The 25,471-nt window shown below is 52.3% G+C and carries 21 protein-coding genes; 7 read left to right on the forward strand and 14 right to left on the reverse strand.

Features of this window, described 5'->3' with window-relative positions; translation table 11 throughout:
* Positions 1 to 12 precede the first annotated feature (12 nt).
* The 3 genes from dppC to dppA form a co-directional block, all read right to left on the reverse strand.
* Complete coding sequence (gene dppC / locus KKH3_RS19630) at positions 13 to 915, reverse strand: dipeptide ABC transporter permease DppC (RefSeq protein WP_039363567.1); 903 nt, start codon at positions 913 to 915, stop codon at positions 13 to 15.
* Between the two features lie 13 nt (positions 916 to 928).
* Complete coding sequence (gene dppB, locus KKH3_RS19635) at positions 929 to 1,948, reverse strand: dipeptide ABC transporter permease DppB (protein ID WP_039363568.1); 1,020 nt, start codon at positions 1,946 to 1,948, stop codon at positions 929 to 931.
* 233 nt (positions 1,949 to 2,181) lie between these two features.
* Complete coding sequence (gene dppA, locus KKH3_RS19640; RefSeq protein WP_039363569.1) at positions 2,182 to 3,789, reverse strand: dipeptide ABC transporter periplasmic-binding protein DppA; 1,608 nt, start codon at positions 3,787 to 3,789, stop codon at positions 2,182 to 2,184.
* 1,436 nt (positions 3,790 to 5,225) lie between these two features.
* Between dppA and KKH3_RS19645 the strand changes: the two genes are divergently transcribed.
* Positions 5,226 to 6,569, forward strand: coding sequence for a 2-hydroxycarboxylate transporter family protein (locus KKH3_RS19645; protein WP_039363571.1), 1,344 nt, complete (start codon positions 5,226 to 5,228; stop codon positions 6,567 to 6,569).
* Positions 6,570 to 6,954: 385 nt separating this feature from the next.
* On the opposite strand, the gene KKH3_RS19655 is transcribed toward KKH3_RS19645, so the two are convergent.
* From KKH3_RS19655 to ibpA, 7 genes are all read right to left on the reverse strand, one after another.
* Positions 6,955 to 7,848: a hypothetical protein gene (locus KKH3_RS19655; protein WP_039363575.1), complete on the reverse strand. Its 894-nt coding sequence runs from the start codon at positions 7,846 to 7,848 to the stop codon at positions 6,955 to 6,957.
* A gap of 103 nt (positions 7,849 to 7,951) precedes the next feature.
* Positions 7,952 to 8,674: a two-component system response regulator DcuR gene (dcuR, locus tag KKH3_RS19660; RefSeq protein WP_010281107.1), complete on the reverse strand. Its 723-nt coding sequence runs from the start codon at positions 8,672 to 8,674 to the stop codon at positions 7,952 to 7,954.
* On the reverse strand, positions 8,667 to 10,295 hold the full coding sequence (locus KKH3_RS19665) for a sensor histidine kinase (protein WP_039363576.1): 1,629 nt from the start codon (positions 10,293 to 10,295) through the stop codon (positions 8,667 to 8,669). The genes dcuR and KKH3_RS19665 overlap by 8 nt, the downstream gene beginning before the upstream one ends.
* A 189-nt stretch (positions 10,296 to 10,484) precedes the next feature.
* Positions 10,485 to 11,897: an anion permease gene (locus KKH3_RS19670; protein WP_039363577.1), complete on the reverse strand. Its 1,413-nt coding sequence runs from the start codon at positions 11,895 to 11,897 to the stop codon at positions 10,485 to 10,487.
* Between the two features lie 571 nt (positions 11,898 to 12,468).
* The gene (locus tag KKH3_RS19675) at positions 12,469 to 14,127 is read right to left on the reverse strand and encodes a putative transporter (RefSeq protein WP_039363578.1); all 1,659 of its coding nucleotides are present in this window, start codon (positions 14,125 to 14,127) and stop codon (positions 12,469 to 12,471) included.
* A gap of 264 nt (positions 14,128 to 14,391) precedes the next feature.
* Positions 14,392 to 14,844, reverse strand: a complete 453-nt coding sequence (ibpB, locus tag KKH3_RS19680; protein ID WP_039363580.1) for a small heat shock chaperone IbpB — start codon at positions 14,842 to 14,844, stop codon at positions 14,392 to 14,394.
* Positions 14,845 to 14,999: 155 nt separating this feature from the next.
* The gene (gene ibpA / locus KKH3_RS19685; RefSeq protein ID WP_005976748.1) at positions 15,000 to 15,413 is read right to left on the reverse strand and encodes a small heat shock chaperone IbpA; all 414 of its coding nucleotides are present in this window, start codon (positions 15,411 to 15,413) and stop codon (positions 15,000 to 15,002) included.
* Between the two features lie 386 nt (positions 15,414 to 15,799).
* Here ibpA and KKH3_RS19690 point away from each other — a divergent pair, with 386 nt between their 5' ends.
* Positions 15,800 to 16,159 (forward strand): YceK/YidQ family lipoprotein, encoded by a 360-nt coding sequence (locus KKH3_RS19690; protein WP_039363581.1) that lies wholly within the window; start codon positions 15,800 to 15,802, stop codon positions 16,157 to 16,159.
* 34 nt (positions 16,160 to 16,193) lie between these two features.
* Here KKH3_RS19690 and KKH3_RS19695 read toward each other — a convergent pair whose 3' ends face one another.
* Positions 16,194 to 17,474, reverse strand: a complete 1,281-nt coding sequence (locus KKH3_RS19695; protein ID WP_181939674.1) for a YidR family protein — start codon at positions 17,472 to 17,474, stop codon at positions 16,194 to 16,196.
* Positions 17,475 to 17,709: 235 nt separating this feature from the next.
* Between KKH3_RS19695 and bhsA the strand changes: the two genes are divergently transcribed.
* Positions 17,710 to 17,967 carry a multiple stress resistance protein BhsA gene (gene bhsA, locus KKH3_RS19700; protein WP_039363584.1) on the forward strand — a complete coding sequence of 86 codons (258 nt, stop codon included), beginning with the start codon at positions 17,710 to 17,712 and terminating at the stop codon, positions 17,965 to 17,967.
* Between the two features lie 143 nt (positions 17,968 to 18,110).
* Here the strand turns inward: bhsA and KKH3_RS19705 are convergent, their stop codons facing one another.
* From KKH3_RS19705 to KKH3_RS19715, 3 genes are read right to left on the reverse strand one after another with little or no spacing between them, the layout of a single operon-like run.
* Positions 18,111 to 19,508, reverse strand: a complete 1,398-nt coding sequence (locus KKH3_RS19705) for a glycoside hydrolase family 1 protein (protein ID WP_039363585.1) — start codon at positions 19,506 to 19,508, stop codon at positions 18,111 to 18,113.
* A 25-nt stretch (positions 19,509 to 19,533) separates the two neighbouring features.
* Complete coding sequence (locus tag KKH3_RS19710) at positions 19,534 to 20,856, reverse strand: PTS sugar transporter subunit IIC (RefSeq protein WP_039363586.1); 1,323 nt, start codon at positions 20,854 to 20,856, stop codon at positions 19,534 to 19,536.
* The gene (locus tag KKH3_RS19715; RefSeq protein ID WP_072034577.1) at positions 20,853 to 21,176 is read right to left on the reverse strand and encodes a PTS sugar transporter subunit IIB; all 324 of its coding nucleotides are present in this window, start codon (positions 21,174 to 21,176) and stop codon (positions 20,853 to 20,855) included. The genes KKH3_RS19710 and KKH3_RS19715 overlap by 4 nt, the downstream gene beginning before the upstream one ends.
* A 446-nt stretch (positions 21,177 to 21,622) precedes the next feature.
* Here KKH3_RS19715 and KKH3_RS19720 point away from each other — a divergent pair, with 446 nt between their 5' ends.
* Genes KKH3_RS19720 through ssuB form a run of 4 tightly spaced genes read left to right on the forward strand, consistent with a single transcriptional unit; the run spans position 21,623 to position 25,445 of the window.
* Entirely contained in the window at positions 21,623 to 22,645 is a 1,023-nt protein-coding gene (locus tag KKH3_RS19720; protein WP_039363588.1) for a sulfonate ABC transporter substrate-binding protein, read from the forward strand.
* Between the two features lie 40 nt (positions 22,646 to 22,685).
* Positions 22,686 to 23,828: an FMNH2-dependent alkanesulfonate monooxygenase gene (ssuD, locus tag KKH3_RS19725; RefSeq protein ID WP_039363589.1), complete on the forward strand. Its 1,143-nt coding sequence runs from the start codon at positions 22,686 to 22,688 to the stop codon at positions 23,826 to 23,828.
* A gap of 10 nt (positions 23,829 to 23,838) precedes the next feature.
* On the forward strand, positions 23,839 to 24,633 hold the full coding sequence (gene ssuC, locus KKH3_RS19730) for an aliphatic sulfonate ABC transporter permease SsuC (protein ID WP_039363590.1): 795 nt from the start codon (positions 23,839 to 23,841) through the stop codon (positions 24,631 to 24,633).
* Positions 24,630 to 25,445 (forward strand): aliphatic sulfonates ABC transporter ATP-binding protein, encoded by an 816-nt coding sequence (gene ssuB / locus KKH3_RS19735; RefSeq protein ID WP_052201397.1) that lies wholly within the window; start codon positions 24,630 to 24,632, stop codon positions 25,443 to 25,445. Before ssuC ends, ssuB begins: the two co-directional genes overlap by 4 nt.
* Positions 25,446 to 25,471: the final 26 nt, after the last annotated feature.

Below are 25,471 nucleotides of genomic sequence, written 5' to 3' on the forward strand. Positions count from 1 at the left end.
TCTCTACCTCGACTACTGCTTGAGTTTGGGGTCGAGAGCATCACGCAAGCCGTCCCCCATCAGGTTAAACGCCAATACCGTCAGTAAGATTGCCAGACCGGGGAACGTCACCACCCACCAGGCGCTTTGCGCAAATTGCAAAACGTCCGACAGCATGGTGCCCCACTCTGGCGTTGGCGGCTGTGCGCCCATACCGAGGAAACCCAAAGCAGCCATATCGAGAATGGCGTTAGAAAAGCCGAGAGAAGCCTGCACAATCAGCGGAGCCAGGCAGTTCGGAAGAATGTTGACGAACATTTGGCGTGCCGAACTCGCTCCCGCCACGCGTGAAGCGGTGACGTAATCGCGATTGACTTCCACCAGTACCGCCGCACGGGTCAAACGGACATAGTGCGGCAATGCCACGAAGGTCAGCGCCAGCGAGGCGTTCACAATCGAAGGCCCGAAGACGGCGACCAGCACCAGCGCCAGCAGCAGGCTCGGCAGTGCCAGCATGATATCGACGATACGCATGATGAGCGCATCGACCACGCCGCCGAAATATCCGGCCAACAGACCGAAGATCACCCCCAGCACCAGCGACAGTGCGACGACCAGACAGCCAACCAGCAGCGACAGGCGTGCGCCGTACATCAGACGGGACAGGACATCACGTCCGACATCGTCCGTTCCCAGAATAAACTGCCAGCTTCCGCCCTCTTGCCAGACCGGCGGACGAAGCAGCGCATCGCGGAACTGCTCCGCAGGCGCATGCGGTGCCAGTACGTTGGCACCAATGGCGATAATCAGCATCAGCACGACATACACCATGCCAACGACCGCCCCTTTGTTACGTTTAAAATAGTGCCAGAATTCCTGTAGCGGGGTCATCGGCTTCGGTGCGCTGTTTACAACAGGTTCAGTGACGTGTGTCATCTTAGCCTTCCCCTTATTTCTTGTGACGGATGCGTGGGTTAACCACACCGTAGAGCACATCGACCAGCAGGTTCACCAGAATAATCATGGTTGCCACCAGCAGTACGCCGCCCTGAACCACCGGATAGTCACGACGCTGCAACGCATCGATCAACCACCGTCCCAGCCCCGGCCAGGAGAAAATGGTTTCCGTCAGGATCGCCCCAGCCAGCATGGTGCCGACCTGCAAACCAATCACTGTTACCACCGGCAGCATCGCATTACGCAACGCGTGCACGATAATCACACGCAGACGGCTCAGCCCTTTAGCACGGGCGGTGCGGATATAGTCCTCACCCAGCACTTCCAACATCGCAGAGCGCGTCATACGCACTATCACCGCCAGTGGAATGGTGCCCAGCACGATGGCAGGCAGGATCATATGTTCAACCGCGTCGATAAAATCGCCTTCCTCGCCCCAGAACAGGGTATCGATCAGCATAAAGCCGGTCAGCGGCATACTGTCATCGAGGAAAATCGTGTCGCTGATACGTCCCGAAACGGGCGTCAGATTGAGCTGAACGGAAACGAGCATAATCAGCATCATGCCCCACCAGAAGATAGGCATGGAGTAGCCCGTCAGCGCCAGGCCAACAGAGGTATGATCGAAAATAGAACCACGTTTGACCGCAGCCAACACGCCAACCGGGATCCCAACCGCGATAGCAAACAGCATCGCGCAGATACCCAGTTCCAACGTCGCTTTGAAGCGAGGTACGAACTCTTCCCACACGGGGATGCGGCTTTTGAGGGAGATCCCCAGATCGCCCTGCAACACACCGCCAATATAGTGGATGTATTGCTGCCAAAGGGGCTTGTCCAGCCCCATTTCTGCCAGCAATTGCGCATGGCGCTCGGCGGAAATCCCCCGCTCCCCCGCCATGATCATCACCGGGTCGCCCGGAATCATGTGCACGAATGCGAAGGTCAATAGGGTGATACCAATAAACGTTGGGATAACGAGCCCCAAACGCCGGAGTATGAACTGCAACATATCCCGAACTCTCTATTTATGCCCGTTGGCTCATTGGCCATCAGGCTTATCATTGCTCACAGCTAAAAAATCGTCAGGAACGATTTTAAACGTCGTGTGCGACGGCCCGCCGGATGACGGGCAGGAAGTCTGCCATAAAAACGTAACGGGCAAGAAACCCCGCCTCCACGGCTCCTCTAATGAGAAACCGCAAGGTCGGGGTTTTTAATGTCCGTGAAAATTGAGTGGCTGACTTAATCCAACGTCACGTTGTTGAAGCTATGCACGCCACGCGGCTGAACTACATAGCCTTTCACGTTTTTACGCACTGGCTCATACACGGTGGAGTGCGCGACAATCAGTGCCGGAGCCTGATCGTGCATCACAACCTGTGCTTGTTTGTACAGCTCAATACGTTTTTCGTGATCGGAAATGGCACGCGCCGGTTGGATCAAATCTTCAAACGGCTTGTAGCACCACTTGGAATAGTTGGAGCCATTTTTAGCTGCGTCGCAGCTGAACAAGGTCGCGAAGAAGTTATCTGGATCCCCATTGTCGCCCGTCCAGCCCATCAGCACGGTCTGGTGCTCGCCGTCTTTCGCACGCTTCAGATACTCGCCCCACTCGTAGGTGACGATCTTGGCTTTCACACCCACTTTCGCCCAGTCGGACTGAATCATTTCCGCCATACGACGGGCGTTCGGGTTGTACGGACGCTGTACTGGCATTGCCCACAGGTCGATAGCGAAGCCGTCAGCCATGCCTGCTTCTTTCAGCAGGGCTTTCGCTTTCTCAGGATCGTAGCTGTAGTCTTTAACGTCTTTGTTGTAGCCCCACATGGTCGGCGGGATCAGGTTGGTTGCAGCTTGGCCAGCACCCTGATAGACCGCATCGATGATGGCAGACTTGTTCACCGCATAGTTCAGCGCCTGGCGAATCTTGACGTTATCCAGCGGTTTTTTCTCAACGTTGTAAGACAGGTAGCCGACGTTCAGACCAGGCTGTTCCATCAACGTGATGTTTTTGTCTTCTTTCATGCGGGCGAGATCGGCCGGATTTGGATACGGCATGATCTGGCATTCGTCTTTTTGCAGCTTGGCGTAACGTACGGAAGCATCTGGCGTGATGGAGAAGACCAGACGGTCAACGCCCGGCTTGGTACCCCAGAAACCTTCAAAGGCTTTGTACAGAATGCGGGAATCTTTCTGGTACTGCTGGAGCTGGAACGGGCCTGTACCGATTGGATTCAGGTCAATCTTCTCTGGCGTACCCGCTTTCAGCATCTTATCCGCGTATTCCGCTGACATGATAGAAGCGAAGTCCATCGCCAGGTTTGCCAGGAACGGCGCTTCAGGGCGGTTCAGCACAAAGCGGACGGTGTAATCGTCGACTTTTTCGATTTTGCTGACCAGCTCCGGCATACCCATACCTTGATAGTATTCATAGCTGCCGCCAGACACTTTATGGTACGGATGGTTGGCATCCTGCTGACGCATGAAGGAGAAAATCACGTCATCGGCATTGAATTCACGAGACGGTTTGAAATCCTTGCTGTCTTGCCATTTCACGCCTTTGCGTAGATGGAAAGTATAGGTTTTACCGTCTTCGCTAATATCCCATTTTTCAGCCAGACCCGGGCTAGTGTCCGTGGTGCCGTCTTTAAACTCCACCAAACGGTTATAAATAGGAATAGAGCTGGCATCAAACGTTGTGCCGGAGGTGAACAGCTGTGGGTTAAAACCTTCCGGGGAGCCTTCTGAGCAGTAAACCAGCGTTTTTGCCTGAACGCCTGCGGCGACGGACATGGCGAGCAAGCCAAGGCCGAACTTCAACACCCTTGATCTAACGAGGGATTTTTCCATTACTTGTGCTCCATTGTGGATGATGTTGTGTGCTATACCCGCCATACTCCAAGCTGCATATGCGTCGCTAAAACACGGAAATTAACAACGCTGGTATTCCGTCCTGCATCTCGAAATCAATTGGGTATGGTTGGCCAGACCTGTATTTTTACGAACTGTGGTCTGTACCCTGTCGCCCGAAGGCAAAATTAAAATAATGAGGGAGAAGAAAGGTGGTTACCGAAACCGATGGCCGTCACGCTGTTGGATAGAGTCATAATAACTACAACGTATACTTTGACGCGCCACAACCCGCTCACGGATGCTGGATGAAGACGTAGAATCATTCAGACAAGCCGCTGCTTTCCTCCTTATATCCCTATGACGCCCTCAATTTCTCAACAGATGGCGGTGACGTCAATATAAGCTGTAAGGATTTACAAAATTTCCTTACATTTTCTTAAAAGAGAAAATACAAATTCCTCACTTCAAGGAAGGCATATTCTCTGTTTTTTGACGAAAAAACAGCAATAGAAACTGATACATTGCGGACATAAAGAAATTATCACCATTAAAAAAACTATAGTCATCTGGTCTTACATGTCCAAGATTTGAGCACTATTTTTTGTTAAAAACGTTAACGGCAGGTGAAAATCCTGACGGATAATAAGAAATTCTGATATTTACCCTTTAGCCATAAGTAGATTAACGACTATCTACGCTACATAAAAAAACTCTATGCGGCACAAAAACACGGCGTTCCTCTCTTAGGCTGGTCGAAAACACACATCGCCGTGTTGTGAAAGACGAGATTTGCGTACCCCATACATTGGGTAACGCCTGCCAGATAGATAAAGGGGAATAAAACGAGATAAAGATCACATTCCGTTCACAGCATCGGCGCTAAGGCACTAGCCCAAGGAACTGTGATATTGCTCAATAATAAATCGGCTATTTTAGTTAAATAAATATTTTCACTAAAATGAAAACACGCTATTTACTTATTCCAACAACGTGGTATTTTTCACTTTGTTGCTTATCTCGCCGAGATTTTTTATTCCCCGCACTCCCCAATGAATTATTTTAATTACAAAAAAACGATATAAGTTATTTAAAATGGAGTTGCTGATAAGTTCACAAATACGTAATTAACGTATTATTTTTAACATTCCCTCATGCTAGATTACTCTCCAACGTGATTCATTGTTAAATAACATCAACTATTCCTTATCTTTTTGTTACTAACTGATAAAAAAACAAAAAACGTATTTTTCTGCCTTTTGATAATAAACATCCCGCTGTCATTGGCATTAGCAACGCTCGATAATCGCACTGATGTCGGCGAGAAAAAAGCCAATAAGATTCGTCGATAACGATGCACTATCAATATCGCAACGACATTACGCAGCGGGGATGTAATTTCTTTCTGTACCAACTGTCCTAGCAGGGTGAATATAATGAAAAAAATTGAAACTGATATTTTATGTGAGAACGATCTCGCTCTGGAAACACAGACATCGTTTATCGGAGGGTTTTTTAAAAAGAAAATCGGCTCCGTTCCCATTGCACTTTTTATAGCGATTGCCGCCATTGTCGCTATCGCTGCCTACGAAGGATATTTGCCGAAAAATATGATTGGCGGTTTCGCCGTCATCATGACAATGGGTTTTTTACTGGCACATATTGGCAGCAACATTCCCGTGTTCAAAGATATCGGCGGCCCGGCGATTCTATGCCTGATGGTGCCTTCTGTGATGGTGTATTTTAATTTATTCAATGACAACACCATGAAAACAGTCCACCTGTTGATGAAAGAGGCTAATTTCCTATATTTCGTCATCGCCTGTCTGGTGGTCGGCAGTATCCTGGGTATGAACCGTAAGATCCTGATTCAGGGGATGGTTCGTATGTTCGTCCCACTGGTCATCGGTACCGCAACGGCGCTGGCGACTGGTCTTCTGGTCGGTAAACTGTGCGGCTACAGTTTCTATCACACCTTCTTCTTCATTATCGTGCCAATCATCGGTGGCGGTATTGGCGAAGGCATCCTGCCATTATCCCTCGCCTATTCTGCCATTCTGGGACAAAGCCCGGACGTTTATGTGGCTCAGTTAGCACCCGCAGCCGTCGTCGGCAACATCTTTGCAATTCTGTGTGCTGGCGTGCTGTCCCGTCTGGGTATGCGCCGCAAAGATCTGAACGGTGAAGGCCGTCTGGTTCGCAGCGATGAAGACAACGCGATGTTTGCCGTAAACGAAGCACCAAAACCGGTCGATTTTCACCTGATGGGCGGCGGATTGTTGATGATTTGCGCCTTCTTCATCGTCGGCGGTCTGTTTGAAAAACTGGTACACATCCCTGGCCCGGTGTTGATGATTCTGATCGCCGTGTTCTGCAAATATGGTCGCGTGATTCCTGCCGTCATGGAAACCGGTGCGCACAGCGTTTACAAGTTCGTATCCAGTTCTCTGGTATGGCCACTGATGATCGGGCTGGGCATGTTGTATATCCCACTGGAGAGCGTCGTCGCGGTATTCTCTGTAGGTTACGTCATCGTGTGTGGCTCTGTGGTACTGTCCATGGCGCTGGTGAGCTTCCTGATCGCGCCTTACCTGAACATGTACCCGATTGAGGCTTCCATCGTGACCACGTGCCACAGCGGGCTGGGCGGAACAGGTGACGTCGCGATTTTGTCTGCTTCTAACCGTATGTCTCTGATGCCATTCGCACAGATCGCTACCCGTATCGGCGGCGCGTCTACCGTCATCGCCGCCACGCTGCTGCTGGGCTGGGTTGTCTAATCCGACCACGCTTCCCCACTAATAAAAACGCCACGGTGATTGCCGTGGCGTTTTTATTCACAGTATTGGCGCAGAGAGTCCTGCTTTTCCAGCAGCAGCCATTGGTAACGGTTTAGCTTACCGCAACTACCTAACCTTTTTGAAAATGATCAGAATAAGGATCACACTAATTGGGAAACCAATTAGTGTGGCTGAATACATGGAATCCATAGACTCTCTCATATCAGCCAGTATCGCAAAATGGTATTCAACTGACACTGTTTTATCAGATAAAAAAGCCATTCTTTCCTTGTCTTGAACATGTCCAAAAGAAAAAAGAGCAATGCTTATCAAATAACAAAAAGAGACAAGGCAAATACTCAACCATCGAATAAACGTCTTGCATTTACTTGTTAACATCGTGTGCCCCATCCAATAACCCACCGATAGTACCACCAGAATAAGGTGAAATTTTACCTATACCAGAAACAACCTCGGAGACGACTCTTAACGCAGTATCTTCGCTTATCGATGTGTAGTTATCGGTATTCGGGTACTGCTTTCTAAATTCACTGGTCATATCAACAACAAGCATCGATGACTCAGTGCTTTTTCGCTCTAAATATCGCTGTAGCGATACCGGAACGGCGAAATCTTCTTCGTAATTAATCTGTATCTGAGAGTTAATCGTATATCCTCCCTCAAATACCTGTGATCCCGCAATCTTCACGCCTTTTGTTGCATGGGTTGTACAGTTCACGCCTGTAACATCATATTGATCGATTGTTCGACCGTTTCTTTTAGTGCCTTCCCCCATCTTGATGGTTTCTTTCACCTTGCCACCTGAGCGCCATAGCTTTTCAAAGTACAATCGGGCAATCGTAGGATCTGCATCTGTAATGACGAATGCCTTCGCTTCCATCTTGTACAGCTCTTCTCGGTAATATGTCCTGGCATCGTCAAATCGCAAAAAATTTAAGATGCCATCACCCACAGCCCCGGCAACACCAGACCGTCTACCGAATCGACCATAAGTGAACACAAAAGCAGTATTACCCTCATGCACTGAAACAAAGGTGTGGCCTGTCCCCTTAATTTCTGTCCAGATAAATACACCGTTCTCTAACGGGTTATTTTCTTTTTTGCACTCTTGAATTTGATTAACCCACTCCCCTTTTGAGGGCGTGAGGTAAATAGGGTCATCCCTAAAGTAATTTGTTGGTTCGGGCTTAATATTTTCCCGTGGATTCCGCCACAGCCCTAACCCGCGGCCGTACTGCATAAATTTATTGTGTTCCACTCAACCAACTCCATTTGGTTTCATCGTCACTGAATGGTGTATAAGCACAAGGCGGGATCGCTCCCGCCTTGTTTCTGTTTTTATTTACCTTATTCGCCGCGTTTTATTCGCAGTATTGGCGCAACGAGTCCTGTTTTTCCGGCAACAGGCGATACAGATAAACCGGTCGGCCGGTAGAGCCGTACAGGATGTTGGTGGTCAGGATACCGGTATCGGACAGATAGATCAGGTATTTACGGCAGGAGACGCGGGAGATACCAATCGCATTCGCCAGCATCTCAGTAGAGAACTCGATGCCCTGATTGCCTTCAATCCACTCACAGACGGTACGCAACGTCAGGCTGGTCAGCCCTTTCGGCAATTTCTTACGTTCACTGACCGTGCTGCTGCTGGTACGGCGAATCAGGTTATCGATATCCGACTGCCCAACAAAATCACGGTGCTTGAACAAGTTCGCCTCTTCGCGATAGGCGGTCAGCGCCTGTTCGAAACGCGAAAACTGGAAAGGCTTAATCAGGTAATCCACAACGCCGTAGTGCAGCGCTTTTTTGATGGTATACACATCGCTGGCAGACGAGATGATAATGACGTCCGTTTTTTCACTGAACTCACGGATAGTCGGCAGCAGATCCAGTCCATTATCCTGCTGCATATAAATATCCAGCAGTACCAAATCGATTTCCGAGTCAGGTTGCATCAGCAGGTTTCGCGCCTGCTGCAACGTGGGAACCGTCGCATAGCAGCTAAATCCAGAAACCTGGTTCAGATAAGATTTGTTAAGCTCTGCAACCATGGCATCGTCATCAACAATCAGTACATTAATCATGGTCAAACAGCCTTGCTTGATAAGGAATAGTAACGAAAAACTGGGTGTACACCTCAGGTTCTGATTCAAACTCGATGGTGCCGCCAATCTTCTCCAGACTCTGTTTGGTCAGGTACAGGCCAATACCGCGCCCGCTGCCTTTGGTAGAGAATCCCTGTTCATAAATGCGCGCCTGACTCTCCGGCGAAATACCGGGGCCGTCATCCCCCACGGTACAGTGAAGGCGGCCATTCTGATGATGGAAGCTCACGCTGATTTCGCAATTTTCCTGACTATCAATCGCGTCCATCGCATTCTCAATCAGATTACCCAATACGGTAATCAACTCATTCGTAGCATCGACATCATCGGTATCCGGCAGCAGGCTCTCCTCGCTGATGGAGAGCGTAATGCCGAGATCGCGTGCGCGGTTGATTTTACCCAACAGGAAGCCGGCAATCACTGGCGATTTCACTTTACGAATAATCGAACCAATTTCCGCCTGATAATTATTGGCGGTCTTCAGGATATAATCTTCCAGCTGCGAGTAATATTTTAAGTGCAGCATCCCCAGGATGACGTGCAGCTTATTCATAAACTCGTGCGACTGCGCACGCAGCGCATCCGCATAGTAGGACATGCCACTCAACCGTTGCAGCAGCTGGCTAATCTCCGTTTTATCACGGAACGTCGCAATCGCGCCGATAATATCGCCCTTCACGAAAACCGGAACGGTGTTAGTCAGCAGCAGATGACCGTTAAAGTTAATCTCTTCATCGCGTCGTGGCGTACCGCTCTCCAGTACCTGTTTCAGGTGTAGATGTTCAAGCCACTGGTCGCTGACGCGTTCGGCTGGCTTCAAAACCGGTGTTTCACCGCCCTGTGGATTATTTTGCCGGAAAAGCCGTCGCGCCTCATCATTGATGACGGTAATCCGACCATGCTGATCGACCGCGATAACGCCTTCTTTGATGTGTTTGAGCATCGCGTTACGCTGTTCAAACAGGTTCGAGATCTCAAACGGCTCGAATCCCAGCATAATGCGCTTGAGCACTTTCACCAGAATCAACGTGCCCAGCCAGCCGACCAGCGCCCCCGCCAATAGCGTCCAGGGAATCATCCAGCGGTTATCGCTGATCACCTTCTGCACGCTGGTTAAAGCAATCCCGAGCGCAACAACGCCAACCTGCTTATGATTACTGTCGAAAACCGGCGTAAAGACCCGTAGCGCGGGATCGAGCGTACCTCGATTGATGGAGGTATTTTCCATGCCCAACAGCGCCGGGTAGATATCCCGACCGGCAAAATGCTCACCAATCCTTTCCGGTTCCGGGTGGCTATGGCGCACCGTATCCATGTCCGTAACGGTGACGAAGAGCAACTGATTACGCTGACGAATCGTCTCCGCAGCAATCTGCACTTCCTCAGGTCGGCCAATCCCTTTCAGTTCATCAATAACCACGGGAGAAGCGGCAAATGTGCGAGCAATCGCAAAGGCTTTTTCTCGCAGATGATCTTCTGAAAGCTGATTAATGCGAAAAAACAGCAAGGAATAGACCACCAGCAACACCGCGCCAAGCACAACTGACACCATCAGAAACACCGATGTTCCCAGCTTTAGCGGTGCCTTTTTCTTGCCCATGTCACTCTCCGAAACCACCATCATCACACCGTTATCTTATACTGTTTCGTCGCGTTTCGCGTGCCGTGATGCATACGCCCCGTCACAAGGACAGGGCGTAGGCTTAAAGAAGGGAGATCAGACTTAACGTTGCGGTATATTCGCGTCAGGAATGTACCGCATCAGGAAAGCCAGTGCGTATCTGCACTTTTACCAGAAACCGAGCAGTTTCCACCACATTCCGCCAACACCCAACCAGATAGGGATGATGACCAGACTGACCAGGAAACCGATTTTCCACCAGGTCCCCAGCGGCATATAGCCTGTGCCGAACAAAATCGGAGCCGGGCCACTTGAGTAGTGGGTCGTGGACATAAACAGGTTACTGAAGATACCGAACACCAGTACGGTCAGCATCGGCGGTGCACCGGCAGCCAGTGCGATAGAGACGAAAATCGCATACATGGCACTGATGTGAGCAATCGCGCTCGCCATCAGGTAGTGGCTGTAGTAGTACACCAGCAGCAGCAGACCCAACATCGGCAGCCAGTGCATCCCGCTTACCGCATTACCGGCCAATCCGCCCAGCCAGGCAATCAGGCCCATTTTGTTGAGCTGACCCGCCAGTGTCATCAATACGGCAAACCATACCACGGTGTGCCAGGCTTCTTTCTCACTGACCACGTCGTCCCAGGTCAGCGCACGGCTAAGCAACAGCACGCTCAGGCCCGCCAGTGCGGTCAGCGTCGCGTCGATATTCAGCGTGGAACCCAGCACCCAGAAGGTCACCAGACCCAGGAACACGCCCAGCACCACCCACTCATCGCGGGTCATTTTGCCCATTTCACGCAGTCTTTCGACGGCGATCGCACGCATTTCTGAGGTTTTCTTCAGTTCAGGCGGGTAGAAACGGTAGATCAGGTAAGGAATCAGCGCCAAAGACAGGAAGCCCGGCAGCAGTGTCGCCAGCGCCCAATCCGTCCAACTGATGTGAATACCGAACTGGGAAGCCAGTTTCGCCACCATTGGGTTACCCGCCATGGAGGTCATAAACATCGCAGAAGTCACGGCGTTACACTGGAAAATGGACTGTACCAGGAACGCACCAATGCGACGCTGCGTGCCTTTTTCCGGCGTGGAGTCGTAGGCTTCGGCAATAGAACGGAACAGCGGCGTGATGATCCCACCGCAGCGTGCAGACGTAGAAGGCATGGCCGGAGCAAATAGCAGGTCGGTAAACACCAGACCATACGCCAGACCGAGAGAGCTATTCCCCAGCTTACTGATGAACAGCAGACCAATGCGTCGGCCAAAGCCGGTTTTGATAAAACCGCGAGAGATAAAGAAGGCACAGGCGATCATCCAGATAGTGGGATCGCTAAAACCCGCCAGTACCTCTTTAATGGATAATAATCCCAATATGGCGACCGTGGTCAGGCTGAACATCGCCATTGCGCCAAGCGGGTAAGGAGAGAGAATCAGACCGACAACGGTGGCAATGAAAATCGCCATCAGATGCCAGGCATCGGGTTTAACCCCATCAGGAACCGGCAATAACCATAATCCACCGGCGATACAAAGGATAACTAGAAGCTTTATCAACCTGCTGTTATTCGCAGACATAAGAACACCACTCTTCATTAAAACGGATTCTGTATTCCCCTCATACTTCGAGCCGTGCTCGAATGATTCAGGAGATATTCACGACGGATGTCCCGTGCGGAGGAGTGGGTATTTCGTTATTCTTCCTTCGTCACCCTGCTGAAAACAACGCAACAGGAATCATCTGCGGAAAAAAAGACGAGAAAACAAGGGTTCGAAGTTGCTTCTCTCGTCTAATCAAATCAAGTGATTAATGAAGAGATAGTATTATAATGCGCCTATAAAATAGCGTAACTTTAGTTACTAAAGGGGTTCATTAATTTATTTAAGAAACTACCACGGTTTTTATTTCCCTATAAAAAACCCTTAATATTCAATAATAATTGACATTTAAAGAACATAAAATTAACGAAGTTAACGACAAAGCAGTGATAAAAAAACCTTATACCTAATAGTGGTAATATAATCCTTTTCCAGACAGTCAGTTATCCATTCCTTATTTATTTACTCAGGTATTCCTTTATTCAAAAATAAAGAAATAAGTCGCCATTATTCGGCGAGAAAATAGTATTTTTTATCCAGCTGATAACATTTAGAGCGTGAGGAACAGTACAGCTAACAGCTGCGGCGACATAATTCGCATAAACATCGCCAGCGGATAAACCGTTGCATAAGACAGCGCCGCCGCACCGCTGGTCGGGTGAAGCCCATTGGCAAATGCCAACGCAGGTGGATCGGTCATGGAACCCGCCAGCATGCCGCACAGCGTCAGATAGTTCATCTTACCCAGCGTTCGCGCCAGTATGCCAACCAGCAGCAGCGGCACAATGGTAATCAGCGCGCCATAGCCAATCCACCACATTCCATCGCCGTTTAATAACGTATCGACGAAGTCGCCGCCAGATTTCAGCCCCACAACCGATAAGAACAACACAATGCCGAGTTCACGCAGCGCCAGGTTAGCACTGGGCGGCATAAACCAGTGAAGTTTACCGATCCCGCCGATGCGTCCCAGCACCAGCGCCACCACCAGCGGCCCGCCAGCCAGTCCGAGCCGCAGCGCAACGGGAAAGCCGGGAATCATCAGCGGCACTGAACCCAGCAGTACGCCTAGCCCGATGCCGATAAAGACGGGCAGCATCTGTACCTGCTGAAGCTTTTGCTGCGCATTCCCCACGATATCCGCAACGGCATCAATCGCCGTTTTCCGCCCCACCAGATTCAGAATATCGCCAAATTGCAGGCTGGCCTGATTACTGGCGACCAGCTCGACACCCGCGCGATTCAAGCGCGAAATTACGACGTCGTAGTTTTGCTTCAGATTGAGTTCGCGAATCTTGCGTCCCAGCACTTTCTCATTTGTCACCACGACACGTTCCACGTGGAGATCGGTGCCCCGCGTCGAAAGCGACGTTTCCACTTCATTACCGATGACCAACCTCGCTTGCTCCAGATCGCTTTTCGCACCAACCAGATGCAGGTAGTCGCCCAGTTGGATCAGCGTCTGCGGTGATGGCACCATCAGCTCATCGCCGCGTTTCAGGCGGGAGCAGACGATGGTGTCGCGGTTCAGAATCGGCACATCCTGAATCGCCAACCCTTGCAGATTGGTATTCGTCACCGACACATTTATCGTGTGAAGCTGCTCGTGATGCAGACCGTTGCTGACCTCAAACTGCTTTGCTTCGTTCTCTACCGCCACGCGAAACAGGACGCGCATCAGCCACATCACTAGTAAAATGCCGCAAATCCCCAGCGGATACGCCATCGCGTAGCCCGTTCCCATCTGGTTCACCAATGCTGAACTTGAACCGAGATCGGTCAAAATCTGCTGACCCGCACCGAGCGAAGGCGTGTTGGTCACCGCGCCGGAAAAAATACCGAGAATAATAGGCAAAGGAATATTGAGCAGTTTGTGCAGCAGGACGGTCACCACACTGCCGAGAAACACCGTCAGCAGAGCAAACGCATTGAGGCGCAGGCCAGATACCCGCAGGGAGGAAAAGAAACCCGGCCCGACCTGAATACCAATGGTATAGACAAACAGGATCAGACCGAACTCCTGAATGACGTGCAACATGTCATCATTCAATTGAATCTGGTACTGATGGGCAACATGACCGACGATGATCCCACCGAACAGAACCCCGCCAATCCCTAAACCAACGCCGTAAATCCGCCAGTTACCGATCCATAACCCCAGAACCGCCACCAGCGCCAGCATACTCACGGTAAGTGCGATATCACTCATACCCCTATCCTTTGCGGACGTTTTTATTGGGAAATGCCACTGCCGCTATACCCTAAATAACTCGAGTGGCGTGCAGGCGGTAAGAGACGGACACATTCATCTGGAACGAATTTGACCAGCCAACGCACATGCAACTTGAAGTATGACGAGTATATTTTAATTCTGGCAGAATGCCGGGGTAGGAAACGTGGTGGGCAACACAAAACCGCGCCCGTAATGATACGAGCGCGGGGAAATCATCAAACGAATGATGCGGATGTCGCGTTATGACGCGTCGTCAGCAGACTGCTGGTTCAAGGCCGGACGACCACCGCCGATGGCGATACGCTGAGGCTGCAAGGCTTCCGGCACGTCACGCACCAGATCGATATGCAGTAGGCCATTTTCAAAATGTGCATCGGACACATGCAGGTGTTCTGCCAGCGTAAAGCTCAGCGTGAAAGGTTTAAACACCAACCCCTGATGCAGATATTCCACGGCTTTCTGAGTCGGTGCCGGAGAACCTTTCACAGTCAGGCGCGGGCCTTCTACTTCGATATCCAGATCGCTCTGTCGGAACCCTGCCAGCGCCAGCGTGATGCGGTAGTGGTTGTCGTCTTTCTTCTCGATGTTATACGGAGGAAAATCAACCGGTTCCTGACTGCCTTGCATTGAGCTGGCTAATTTGTCGAAACCGATCCACTGACGCAGTAAAGGTGATAAGTCGTAGTTACGCATAATATAACTCCTTCTAAGAAGCGAGATTAAGATGCCCATGCGGGCGTACCTTATGCCAGCCACGTTCAATAGCTGGCGTCGTCCCCATTCGGCAGACGAGGCGTTCATTTACGGCATTGCCGTTTCAGGCAATGCGCAATCGATTTGATAGTGATTTACTTAATTTCAATCCGGCGCGGCTTCATCGCTTCCGGCACGATACGTTCGAGATCGATATACAGCAGCCCATTTTCCAGATTGGCGCCTTTTACCTGAATATGTTCGGCCAGTTGGAATTTACGTTCAAAGTTGCGCTCGGCAATCCCCTGATACAGGTAGTTGCGGGCAACCTGCTCACCGGCGTGGGCACCTTTTACAATCAATAAGTTGTCGTGTGCGGTGATGTCCAGTTCCTGCTCGGCAAAGCCGGCTACGGCAATCGCGATGCGGTATTGGTTCTCGTCAACCAGCTCGACGTTGTAGGGAGGGTAGCCGCCGTTACTCTGGGTCTGGCCGGTTTCTAATAGGTTGAACAGGCGATCAAAACCAATAGCAGAACGATACAGTGGGGAAAAATCGGGGTTACGCATAAAACAGCCTCCTAAACATGCAGCGAGGATTTATTTTTTACCTTCCCTAAGGACAGGCTCACAGCCGGAACAGATACCCTGACGGCATATCATTTTCCTTCCGGCTTACCATCAATATGGTGACCCCCTTCAGACTTTCAAGAGGCAAAAAAGAAAAATCTCTGGGTTTCATGCAATATTCACTCACACAGTGGGCGTTATCACATACACTCAAGATAGGCAGGCTTTGACCTCATACCGATCGTTTAAGCATTGAGATACACGGGGCGACCACAGAAGTGAGGCGTCCTGCGGGAACCTCCCCCTGTGTTTCCCCTAAAAACGGACTTAAGTGACCAGTATTAAGCTTTGACCCGCTCTGGCAGCGGTTCTTAATGGACAGGAATATGACCTTACTGAAAAGTGCGTTGTTCTCTTTCATCATTACTGGTAGCGGTGCGGTGGCAACCAGCGGTTGCTCCAGCGTGATGACGCATACCGGAAGCGATCAGGGATACTATTCCGGCACGCGCGCCAATGTGGATATGCTGCGTGACGACGAGACCAGTTGGGCCATGATGCCGCTGGTCGCGATCGACCTGCCGTTCTCGGCGGTCGCTGACACGCTATTGCTACCCTACGACTACTACCGCGCGGGCAGCAGCGATAAGAACAAATTGTCGACACGCGAACGTATTTCGCACAGCGAAGAACAAAGCCAGACCGCCAGTTCACAGCTCGCCACCACACCGCATAATCAGCTGTGATAGCACCACTCTCGCCATAAACCAGCGAAACCCGCTACGCCGTTGCGACGACGAAAAGCTGATTAAAACCGTCAATCTCCCGCATATACGCAATGTGCTCCCCATCAGGGGAAAAGACCACGGCATCCGCACTCGGTGCACTGTCCGTCCGCGCCGTCAGCCGAATAAGCTCACCACTTTCCGCATCACACAGCATGATGCTGTTATCACACACAAATGCCAGAGAATGTCCGTCCGGGTGCCAGTTAAAGGCAGACTGTACGCCGTGTTCCGTGCGCGTTACCTGTCTTGGTTCACCGCCATTCGGGGAAAGCGTCCACAGCTGCACCACACCTGCCTCATCCCGCATCAGAAACGCAATCTCACTGCCGTCGGGCGAGGCACGTAGCCAGTGGCGCGGCTGATTGACCAAACCAGGATAACGGCGCGAGTGCGTAAAGGTTAAACGTCGCTGCTGCACACTCGCAGGTGGTGCAGGCATTGACGTTGCCGTGCCCATCAGTGGCGCATCGCCTGTTGTGGCGTACTCTTCCAGCGCGTCCGGCAAATCGACGATAAAGATCTCTGGCACCGTTGTCCCGTCCGCCGCACGCGTATCGCCGATAAACGCTAGCGCCCAGCGTTGGCGCGAGCCATCTTGCCGGATATAGCCCGAAGCCCCCACCCAGCCTTCTTCATAGGCGCGATTGATTTCATCACTACCGGGCTGCGGCTGCGGCGTCGTTTTGCTGACCAGCACACAATAGTGGCTGCCGTCATATTCACGAGGATGGCTTTTCTCAACCACAACGCCCTGTAGCGGCACGGCGACACCCACGTTGCGCAAGTTCAGTGCCGGATCGCACTCATGCAGTACGTGGTCGTTATAGGTAAAGCTCAGGCGGCTGGCATCCGGGCTGAAGACGTGGACATGCGTACCACCACGCAGCGCGCCGGCCTGATAAGGCGGCGTAATAGAGAAGGCATCGAGCGTGATGGCCTCATCGCGCTGGCGATCCGCCACTATCGTTCCGCGACGATGGTGAAAGTCATACTGCCACTCGCCGTCTGGATTTTCCGGCCCGTGGATAAAGACATAGCGCAGCGGCTCCTGCGGGCTACAGGTCACCACGCCCACATGCGCCCCCGCCGTCGCACGGTAAATCACCTCGGTCTTCAGACTTTTCAGGTGTATTCGTTCAATGGTCAGTCCTGTGAATGAAGATCCATAAGGTCTTACATCATAAACCAGCCACATTCCATCGCATGACCAGCAATTAATGTTAGTAAGTTGATGACCTACAGCATTAAATGTTAGTTGAACCTCATCAGACAAGCCATCACCCCACTTATTCAATATCAGTCAGTGTTTTGTAAATAAAACTCAGTTTTATGTATAACATATTGTTTTTTATTTAAAAAAAACAAAAAACAATCATAATTGTCATTCAAAAAAATAGAAAGAATACCTCAATAACATCCGTTTTTTAATTCATTAGCATCGGCGTAACATTCTTCATATCGAAAGGGCAGCCCCCTTTCACCTATCAAACAGAAAAGGATAAGACATCATGAAAAACGTAAAAACCATCGCTGCTGCTGTTGTTCTCGCTACCATGACTTTCGGTGCTTCTGCTGCTGAATATGTGTCACCTTCACAGGCTCAGAACCTGGAAAAAGCAGGCGTCGTTACCGCTACGGCTAAAGACCTTAGCTCACTACAGGCTAAGCTCGCGGCGAAAGCAGAAAAAGCAGGCGCTAAAGCTTATACCATCACGTCTGCGACCGGTAACGATCAGCTGCGTGGCTCTGCGGTAATCTTCAACTAATCGTTGTTTACCCAGAGTTTTTATCCCGATAAGTCATCATAGAAACACCTGCAAGACATCACGTATTACCCTCTTTCCGGCTTGCCTCCTCATCAGGGCAAGCCGGTTTTTTTATGCGCGCTTGTCTTCAAAAAACCTTGTCCTCAGAAACCATTTTCGGCCGCTATCGCCGCGAACCATTCCCCGCTTTTCTTCACCGTGCGTTTTTGCGTCGCCAAATCCAGTTGCACGAAACCATAGCGGTTTTTATAGGCATTCGACCACGACCAGTTATCGATAAACGTCCACATATGGTAGCCGAGGCAGTTACTGCCTTCCGCGATACCTTTGTGTACAAATTTCAGGTGATCGCGGACAAAATCGATGCGGTAATCATCCTGAATCTGGCCGTTGGCATCGAAACGTTGTTCATTCTCCACCCCCATGCCGTTTTCCGAAATAAAGCAGCGCGGATTGCCGTAATTCACCCGCAGGTTGGTCAGGATGTCATAGATGCCCGGTTCATAAATTTCCCAACCGCGATAGGGATTCATTTTGCGTCCCGGCATGTCATAGCTGGAGAAGAACCACTCGGGCATAAACGGGCTATCAGGGTTGACCAGACTGTCGCGGCACTGAATACGGCGCGGCTGGTAATAGTTAATGCCCAGCAGATCGACAATCCCATCGGCCAGCAGCGCCCGATCGTTAGGCTGACAGCTCGGCAGTTGGCCGTATTGATGTAGCAGATCGACCAGTTCCTGCGGATATTCGCCCCTCAGCGCAGGATCAAGGAAACTGCGGTTAAACATCAGATCGGCAATGTTGGCGGCTTTGACATCCGCCGGATGCTGCGATCGCGGGTAGGAAGGCGTCAGGTTGAGGATAATGCCAATTTCCCCGCCCTGAGACTGCTCGCGATACGCCCTCACCGCCAGCGCGTGCGCCAGCATGGTGTGGTACGCCACCGTGGCAGCTCGTTTGAAATCCACCACGTTCGGGTAGTGGAAATCATACAGATACCCGCCTTCGACCGGCACCACGGGTTCATTGAACGTAAACCAGTGCTTTACTCTGTCACCAAACAGGCGGAAGCAGGTCGCTGCATAGCCTGCATAGGCCGCCGCCACCGCCCGGTTTTCCCAGCCGCCCATCCGTTGCATCACCATCGGCATATCAAAATGGAACAGATTGATAAACGGCGTGATGCCCTGCGCCAGCATTTCATCAATGATCTGATTATAAAACGCGACCGCCTGCGGATTCGGCTCACCGACGCCATCAGGAATCAGCCGCGCCCAGGAGATCGACGTTCGGAACGTGTTGTGATTCAGCGTCTTCAGCAACGCGATATCTTCACGCCAGTGCTGATAAAACGTGGAAGTATCCGCCGGCCCAACCTGCTGGTGAAAACGGCCGGGCTGCGTGGCAAACCATTCGTCCCACACGGTGGCGCTTTTACCATCGTTGAGGCTTTCGCCTTCCGTTTGCGGTGCCGAACTGGCGCTGCCCCACCAAAAATTCGCGGGAAAGCGAAAATCGTTCTGAAGATGATCGTGCATACGTTCCTCTCTGCTTCACTCGTGTTTATACGCTGGCGCTGGCTTCGCCTGCGGCCTGCTGTTGTTTCTCCTGCTCCTGTTTGAGCAACGTGCGCTCATAGACTTTCAGGAACGGGTAATACATCGCGGCCGACATCACCATGCAGAGCAAACACATGATCACTGGGCTAAACGCCCAGTTCGCCGCCCATGATGCGCCAATCGGTGCAGGCGTCGTCCACGGAGTCAGGGAAACCACCTGCGCGATCCAGCCGAGCTTCGTCGCCGTATAGGCAATGACAGCATTGACCATCGGCACGAAAATAAACGGCAGGAACAGCAGCGGATTCATGATGATCGGCGCGCCAAACAGAATCGGTTCGTTGATGTTGAAAAAGCTCGGCACTACGCCCATACGGCCAATCGTACGCAGATGAACGGCGCGACTACGCAGCAGCAAAAAGGCCAGCGGCAGCGTGGAACCGACCCCGCCGATCAGCAGGTAGTGATCCCAGAAGCCCTGCAAATAAATATGCGGCAGCGGCGCTCCCGCCGAAAGCGCAGCCTGATTCAGTGCCAGGTTGGTCATCCAGAACGGGTTCATAATCCCGGTAACGATCAGCGCGCCGTGAATCCCGGCAAACCACAAAATCTGGCAAATAAATACCGAAATCAGAATCGCAGGCAGCGAATCCGACGCCGAAATCAGCGGTGCCAGCAGGTGCATGATGGCTTCCGGGATAATCATGCCGGTCGCAGACTGGATGAACAGATTAAACGGATGCAGCGTCGCGACGATGACCAGCACCGGAATGAGGATTTCAAACGAACGCGCCACGCCAGTCGGCACCTCTTTCGGCAGGCGAATTGTGATGTTACGTTTCTTCAGCCAGGCATACACCTCACCCGCATAAATCGCGGTCAGAATCGCGGTAAAAATCCCTTCCCCAGAGAAGTACTGGGTGGAAATTTGCTTCTCGTGATAAGGCGCCGCCACCAGCAAGAATGCCATCAGCGCCAGCAGGCCGGTCATGATCGGATCCAGCTTGTAATGCTTGCCGAGGCTGGCCCCAATCCCCACCGAGATAAAGAAGGTCATGACCCCCATACTGAGGTAGTACGGCAGCATCAGCTGTTCACGGTAGGCAACGGAAAAATCGAGCCACGCGCGGGCAAATCCCAGCGTGGTATCCGGCGCAAACGGCGGGAAAATGAACACCAGCATAAACGAACCGATGATCATGAAAGGCAGCGCGGCGATAAAACCATCACGAATCGCGATGATGTGACGCTGTTGTCCCACCACACCCGCCAGCGGGGTAATTTTTTGCTCGATGATATTCACCATCGACTGATAGAGGCCACTCATAGCGGTTGTCCTGATTTTTCGATCAGTGAAAAGGCGAAATCCAGCACGTTGTCACCGCGCTGCATACCGTAATCCATCATGTCTATCGCTGCTACGGGCACGCCTTTTCCCGCGGCTTTCTCCTGAAAGGACGCCAGCATATATTTCACCTGTGGCCCCAGCAGCACAATGTCATACTTCCCGACCTGTTCATCAAATTCATGGGCGGCGTAGGCGGCAATCTCAACGTCCAGACCACGTGAGCTGGCCGCCTCCTTCATCTTTCTCATTAAAAGGCTGGTAGACATCCCAGCGGAACAACAAAGCATGATCCTTTTCATTTTCAATACCCCGTCGCATTACGTTATGAATAAAAAGCGTTACGAATAAAAAGCGTTATGAATAAAAAAACGTCATCAATAAAGCATCGTGAATCAACACGGCCATTGGATATATGCATTAGAAACCCTTTCATGGAAACACAATGGAAACCGTTTTCCATGAAAAAAAACAAGATATGAGAATAGGTTCACGAAATAGTAGACATTGCCGGAAACAATGTGAGGCAGGTCATGGAAAACGTATTTCAGACGTGAAGGACAGATAAAACCCACTATTGCTGTGCTTATAACGCTAAGTGTGCTGATTTCAGGCATTTTCTACTTTTGGCTATAAAAACGACAAATTGAGATTTAAAAAGCCCGCCCTCCACCTGTTATGTTTATCACCTGATGTTTCATTTTCTCGGTGTATTTTAATTTTTAGTTATAAGGGAGAGACCACAAGCATGTCATTGATGATGAAACAATCGGTCACGGAAGGGCGTGGAGAAAGCGCGTCATTATGGAACAACGTGACGGCGCGGCTGCGCCAGCTCCCCACCATTCTGGCCACCGGTGCCGTGCTGCTCATGTCCGCCGCTCATGCGCAGGACAGCGTCCCGACGCAATTACGCGTCGGCTACCAGAAAGGCTCGGTCAGTCTGGTGCTGGCAAAATCGCACCAACTGCTGGAAAAGCAGTTCCCCAACACCAAAATCAGCTGGATTGAATTCCCTGCCGGGCCGCAGATGCTGGAAGCGCTTAATGTTGGCAGCATCGATCTGGGCGGTACCGGCGATATCCCGCCTATTTTTGCGCAGGCCGCCGGCGCTGACCTGCTGTATGTCGGCGTGGAACCGCCGAAGCCCGAAGCCGAAGTGATTCTGGTGCGGGAAGACAGCCCGGTGAAAACTGTTTCCGACCTAAAAGGTCGTAAGGTCGCCTTCCAGAAAGGCTCCAGTGCGCACAACACGCTGCTGCGAGCGCTGCAACGCGACGGGCTGAAATTTACCGATATCAAACCGACCTACCTGACCCCTGCTGACGCCCGCGCCGCCTTCCAGCAAGGCAACGTCGATGCATGGGCAATTTGGGATCCCTACTATTCCGCCGCGCTGTTGGAAGGCGGCGTCCGCGTACTGGTTGACAGCAGCGGGCTGGGCAAAACCGGTTCCTTCTATCTGGCTGGCCGTCCTTACACCGAGGCGCACGGCACCTTTATTCGTCAGGTGCTGGACGTGCTGACCAAGGCGGATGCCTTAACGATCAGCGACCGGGCGCAAAGCGTCACACTGCTGGCAAACGCGGTAGGACTGCCGGAAAAAGTGATTGAAACGGCGCTCGATCATCGCCCACCGACCACTGTCGAACCGCTGGATGCCGCCACGATACAGGCACAGCAATCCACCGCCGACCTGTTTTATGAAAATCGGCTGGTGCCAGTGAAGGTCAATATCGCAGAGCGCGTCTGGCGTCCCAAAGCGAACTAACCCGCTTATCCCAAACAAGATTGTTCAAGGAGTTAACACCATGAGTCTTAACGTATTCTGGTTTCTGCCCACCCACGGAGACGGTCGCTATCTTGGTAGCACTGAGGGCGCACGTCATGTTGACTACAGCTACCTGCAACAGGTGGCACAGGCCGCTGAGCGGCAAGGATTCGGCGGCGTACTGCTGCCGACAGGTCGCTCCTGCGAGGATTCCTGGCTCGTTGCAGCCTCGCTCATTCCAGTGACGCAGCGGCTAAAATTTCTCGTCGCCCTGCGCCCCGGTGTGATTTCCCCCACCATCGCCGCACGTCAGGCCGCGACGCTGGACAGGCTGTCGAACGGTCGGGCGCTGTTCAATCTGGTGACTGGCGGCGACCCGGAAGAGTTGGCCGCCGAAGGGCTGTTCCTCAGCCATGAAGAACGCTACGAAGCCTCGGCGGAATTCACTCATATCTGGCGCAGACTACTGGAAGGTGAAACCGTCGATTTCGCAGGCAAACATATTCAGGTCAAAGACGCCAAACTGCTTTATCCGCCCGTTCAGCAGCCGCGTCCACCGCTCTACTTTGGTGGTTCCTCTGAGGCCGCGCAGAATCTGGCGGCAGAGCAGGTCGATCTCTACCTGACATGGGGTGAACCGCCTGAGCAAGTTAAAGAAAAGTTGGCGGAAGTCCGCGCCAAAGCGGCGGCGCAAGGTCGTGAGGTTCGCTTCGGTATTCGCCTGCACGTCATCGTGCGGGAAACCACTGAAGAGGCCTGGCAAGCTGCCGATCGGCTGATTTCCCATCTGGATGAAAAAACCATCGCCGACGCACAGGCGGCGCTCGCGCGTTTCGATTCTGTCGGTCAGCAGCGCATGGCCGCCCTGCACGGCGGCAAAAAGGACAAGCTGGAGATCAGCCCGAATCTGTGGGCAGGCATCGGTCTGGTGCGCGGCGGCGCGGGTACCGCGCTGGTTGGCGATGGCCCGACGGTGGCCGAACGCATTCAGGAATACGCCGATCTCGGGATTGATACCTTTATTCTGTCCGGCTATCCACATCTGGAAGAGGCGTATCGCGTGGGCGAACTGCTGTTCCCGCACCTCGATCTGGCACAGCAGCCCACGCCTCTGCATGCGGTGAGCAATGCGGGAGAAGTGGTGGCAAATCGTTATGTGCCGCGCAACGTTTCGCAAAGCTGAGGAACCGATCATGGCAAGAACGCTCTCTTCACTGGCACAGCGGTTTGCGCCTTTCCTGCTCCCCGTGACGCTACTGGTCGCGTGGCAGGTCTCCGTCGAGTTCGGCTGGCTATCTAACCGAATTCTGCCTGCGCCCAGTTCAGTGATCACCGCAGGGTGGTCGCTCATCGCTAACGGCGAGCTCTGGCAGCATCTGGCTATCAGCGGTTGGCGCGCCCTGATCGGGTTTGCTATCGGCGGCAGTATCGGATTGGTGCTTGGTTTTATCACCGGGCTGTCACGCTGGGGCGAGCGCCTGCTGGACAGTTCGGTGCAGATGATCCGCAACGTGCCTCATCTGGCACTCATTCCGCTGGTGATCCTGTGGTTCGGCATTGATGAGGCGGCCAAGATCTTTCTGGTCGCGCTGGGTACGCTGTTCCCGGTTTATCTCAACACCTATCACGGCATTAAAAACATCGATCGCGGTCTGCTGGAAATGGCGCGTAGTTATGGCCTTTCCGGTATTAGCCTGTTCTCTCAGGTGGTGCTGCCCGGTGCGCTGCCATCTATCATGGTCGGTATTCGTTTTGCGCTGGGCTTTATGTGGCTAACGCTCATCGTCGCGGAAACCATTTCTGCCAACTCCGGCATCGGCTACCTCGCCATGAACGCCCGCGAATTTCTGCAAACAGACGTGGTGGTGGTCGCCATCATCCTTTACGCCCTGCTCGGCAAGCTGGCCGATATCAGCGCGCAGGGGCTGGAGCGCATTTGGCTGCGCTGGAATCCGGCTTATCAAACCTCATCGGGGGACGCATCATGACCGCTGTTACCGATTCTGCAACGCACTCTCATTCACCGTCGCCGCTCACCAAAGGGACGCCGCTGACGCTCGACGCCATCACCAAGCACTACGGCCACCGCACCGTGCTGAATGACGTGCAGTTGCGCATTCCTTCCGGGCAGTTTGTGGCCATCGTCGGCCGCAGCGGCTGCGGCAAAAGCACCCTGCTGCGCCTGCTTGCCGGGCTGGAAGCCGCCAGCAGCGGCGAACTGCTGACCGGCACCGCGCCGCTCAGCAGCGCGAAAGACGACACGCGGCTGATGTTTCAGGAAGCGCGCCTGCTGCCGTGGAAAAAGGTAATCGATAATGTCGGATTGGGGCTGCGCGGCAACTGGCGGGAGAAAGCGCAGGACGCGCTGGCTGCTGTCGGGCTGGCGGATCGCGCGAGCGACTGGCCGGCGGCACTGTCCGGTGGTCAGAAACAGCGCGTCGCGCTGGCGCGTGCGCTCATTCATCATCCACGCTTACTGCTGCTGGATGAACCGCTAGGGGCGCTGGATGCCTTGACCCGTATCGAGATGCAAAGCCTGATCGAAAATCTGTGGCTCCAACATGGGTTCACCGTGTTGCTGGTCACACACGATGTCTCCGAAGCCATTGCGCTGGCCGACCGCGTGATTCTGATCGAAGAAGGTCGCGTAGGGTTGGATATCACGGTCGATTTACCCCGACCACGGCGTCGCGGTTCGGCAAAGCTGGCGGAACTGGAAGCGAATGTCCTGGAACGCGTTCTCACCCCGCCAACCACATCACTTTCTGTCACTCCGCCAGCGATAGCGAGGTCATCCTAGCGCTGGGCGCTCTCGTGAAAATAAGT

The sequence above is a fragment of the Pectobacterium actinidiae genome, from assembly GCF_000803315.1.
In the GTDB taxonomy this organism is placed as follows: Bacteria; Pseudomonadota; Gammaproteobacteria; order Enterobacterales; family Enterobacteriaceae; genus Pectobacterium; species Pectobacterium actinidiae.

Coding starts and splice junctions, on each gene's coding strand:
- KKH3_RS19710 (WP_039363586.1), bottom strand. CDS start 20,856: ATGAGTGGCCTCTATCAGTCGATGGTGAATATCATCGAGCAAAAAATT.
- dppC (WP_039363567.1), bottom strand. CDS start 915: ATGACACACGTCACTGAACCTGTTGTAAACAGCGCACCGAAGCCGATG.
- bhsA (WP_039363584.1), top strand. CDS start 17,710: ATGAAAAACGTAAAAACCATCGCTGCTGCTGTTGTTCTCGCTACCATG.
- KKH3_RS19705 (WP_039363585.1), bottom strand. CDS start 19,508: ATGCACGATCATCTTCAGAACGATTTTCGCTTTCCCGCGAATTTTTGG.
- KKH3_RS19675 (WP_039363578.1), bottom strand. CDS start 14,127: ATGAGTGATATCGCACTTACCGTGAGTATGCTGGCGCTGGTGGCGGTT.
- KKH3_RS19645 (WP_039363571.1), top strand. CDS start 5,226: ATGAAAAAAATTGAAACTGATATTTTATGTGAGAACGATCTCGCTCTG.
- ssuD (WP_039363589.1), top strand. CDS start 22,686: ATGAGTCTTAACGTATTCTGGTTTCTGCCCACCCACGGAGACGGTCGC.
- dppB (WP_039363568.1), bottom strand. CDS start 1,948: ATGTTGCAGTTCATACTCCGGCGTTTGGGGCTCGTTATCCCAACGTTT.
- KKH3_RS19665 (WP_039363576.1), bottom strand. CDS start 10,295: ATGGGCAAGAAAAAGGCACCGCTAAAGCTGGGAACATCGGTGTTTCTG.
- dcuR (WP_010281107.1), bottom strand. CDS start 8,674: ATGATTAATGTACTGATTGTTGATGACGATGCCATGGTTGCAGAGCTT.
- ssuB (WP_052201397.1), top strand. CDS start 24,630: ATGACCGCTGTTACCGATTCTGCAACGCACTCTCATTCACCGTCGCCG.
- KKH3_RS19720 (WP_039363588.1), top strand. CDS start 21,623: ATGTCATTGATGATGAAACAATCGGTCACGGAAGGGCGTGGAGAAAGC.
- ibpA (WP_005976748.1), bottom strand. CDS start 15,413: ATGCGTAACCCCGATTTTTCCCCACTGTATCGTTCTGCTATTGGTTTT.
- KKH3_RS19670 (WP_039363577.1), bottom strand. CDS start 11,897: ATGTCTGCGAATAACAGCAGGTTGATAAAGCTTCTAGTTATCCTTTGT.
- KKH3_RS19715 (WP_072034577.1), bottom strand. CDS start 21,176: ATGAAAAGGATCATGCTTTGTTGTTCCGCTGGGATGTCTACCAGCCTT.
- ssuC (WP_039363590.1), top strand. CDS start 23,839: ATGGCAAGAACGCTCTCTTCACTGGCACAGCGGTTTGCGCCTTTCCTG.
- ibpB (WP_039363580.1), bottom strand. CDS start 14,844: ATGCGTAACTACGACTTATCACCTTTACTGCGTCAGTGGATCGGTTTC.
- KKH3_RS19690 (WP_039363581.1), top strand. CDS start 15,800: ATGACCTTACTGAAAAGTGCGTTGTTCTCTTTCATCATTACTGGTAGC.
- dppA (WP_039363569.1), bottom strand. CDS start 3,789: ATGGAAAAATCCCTCGTTAGATCAAGGGTGTTGAAGTTCGGCCTTGGC.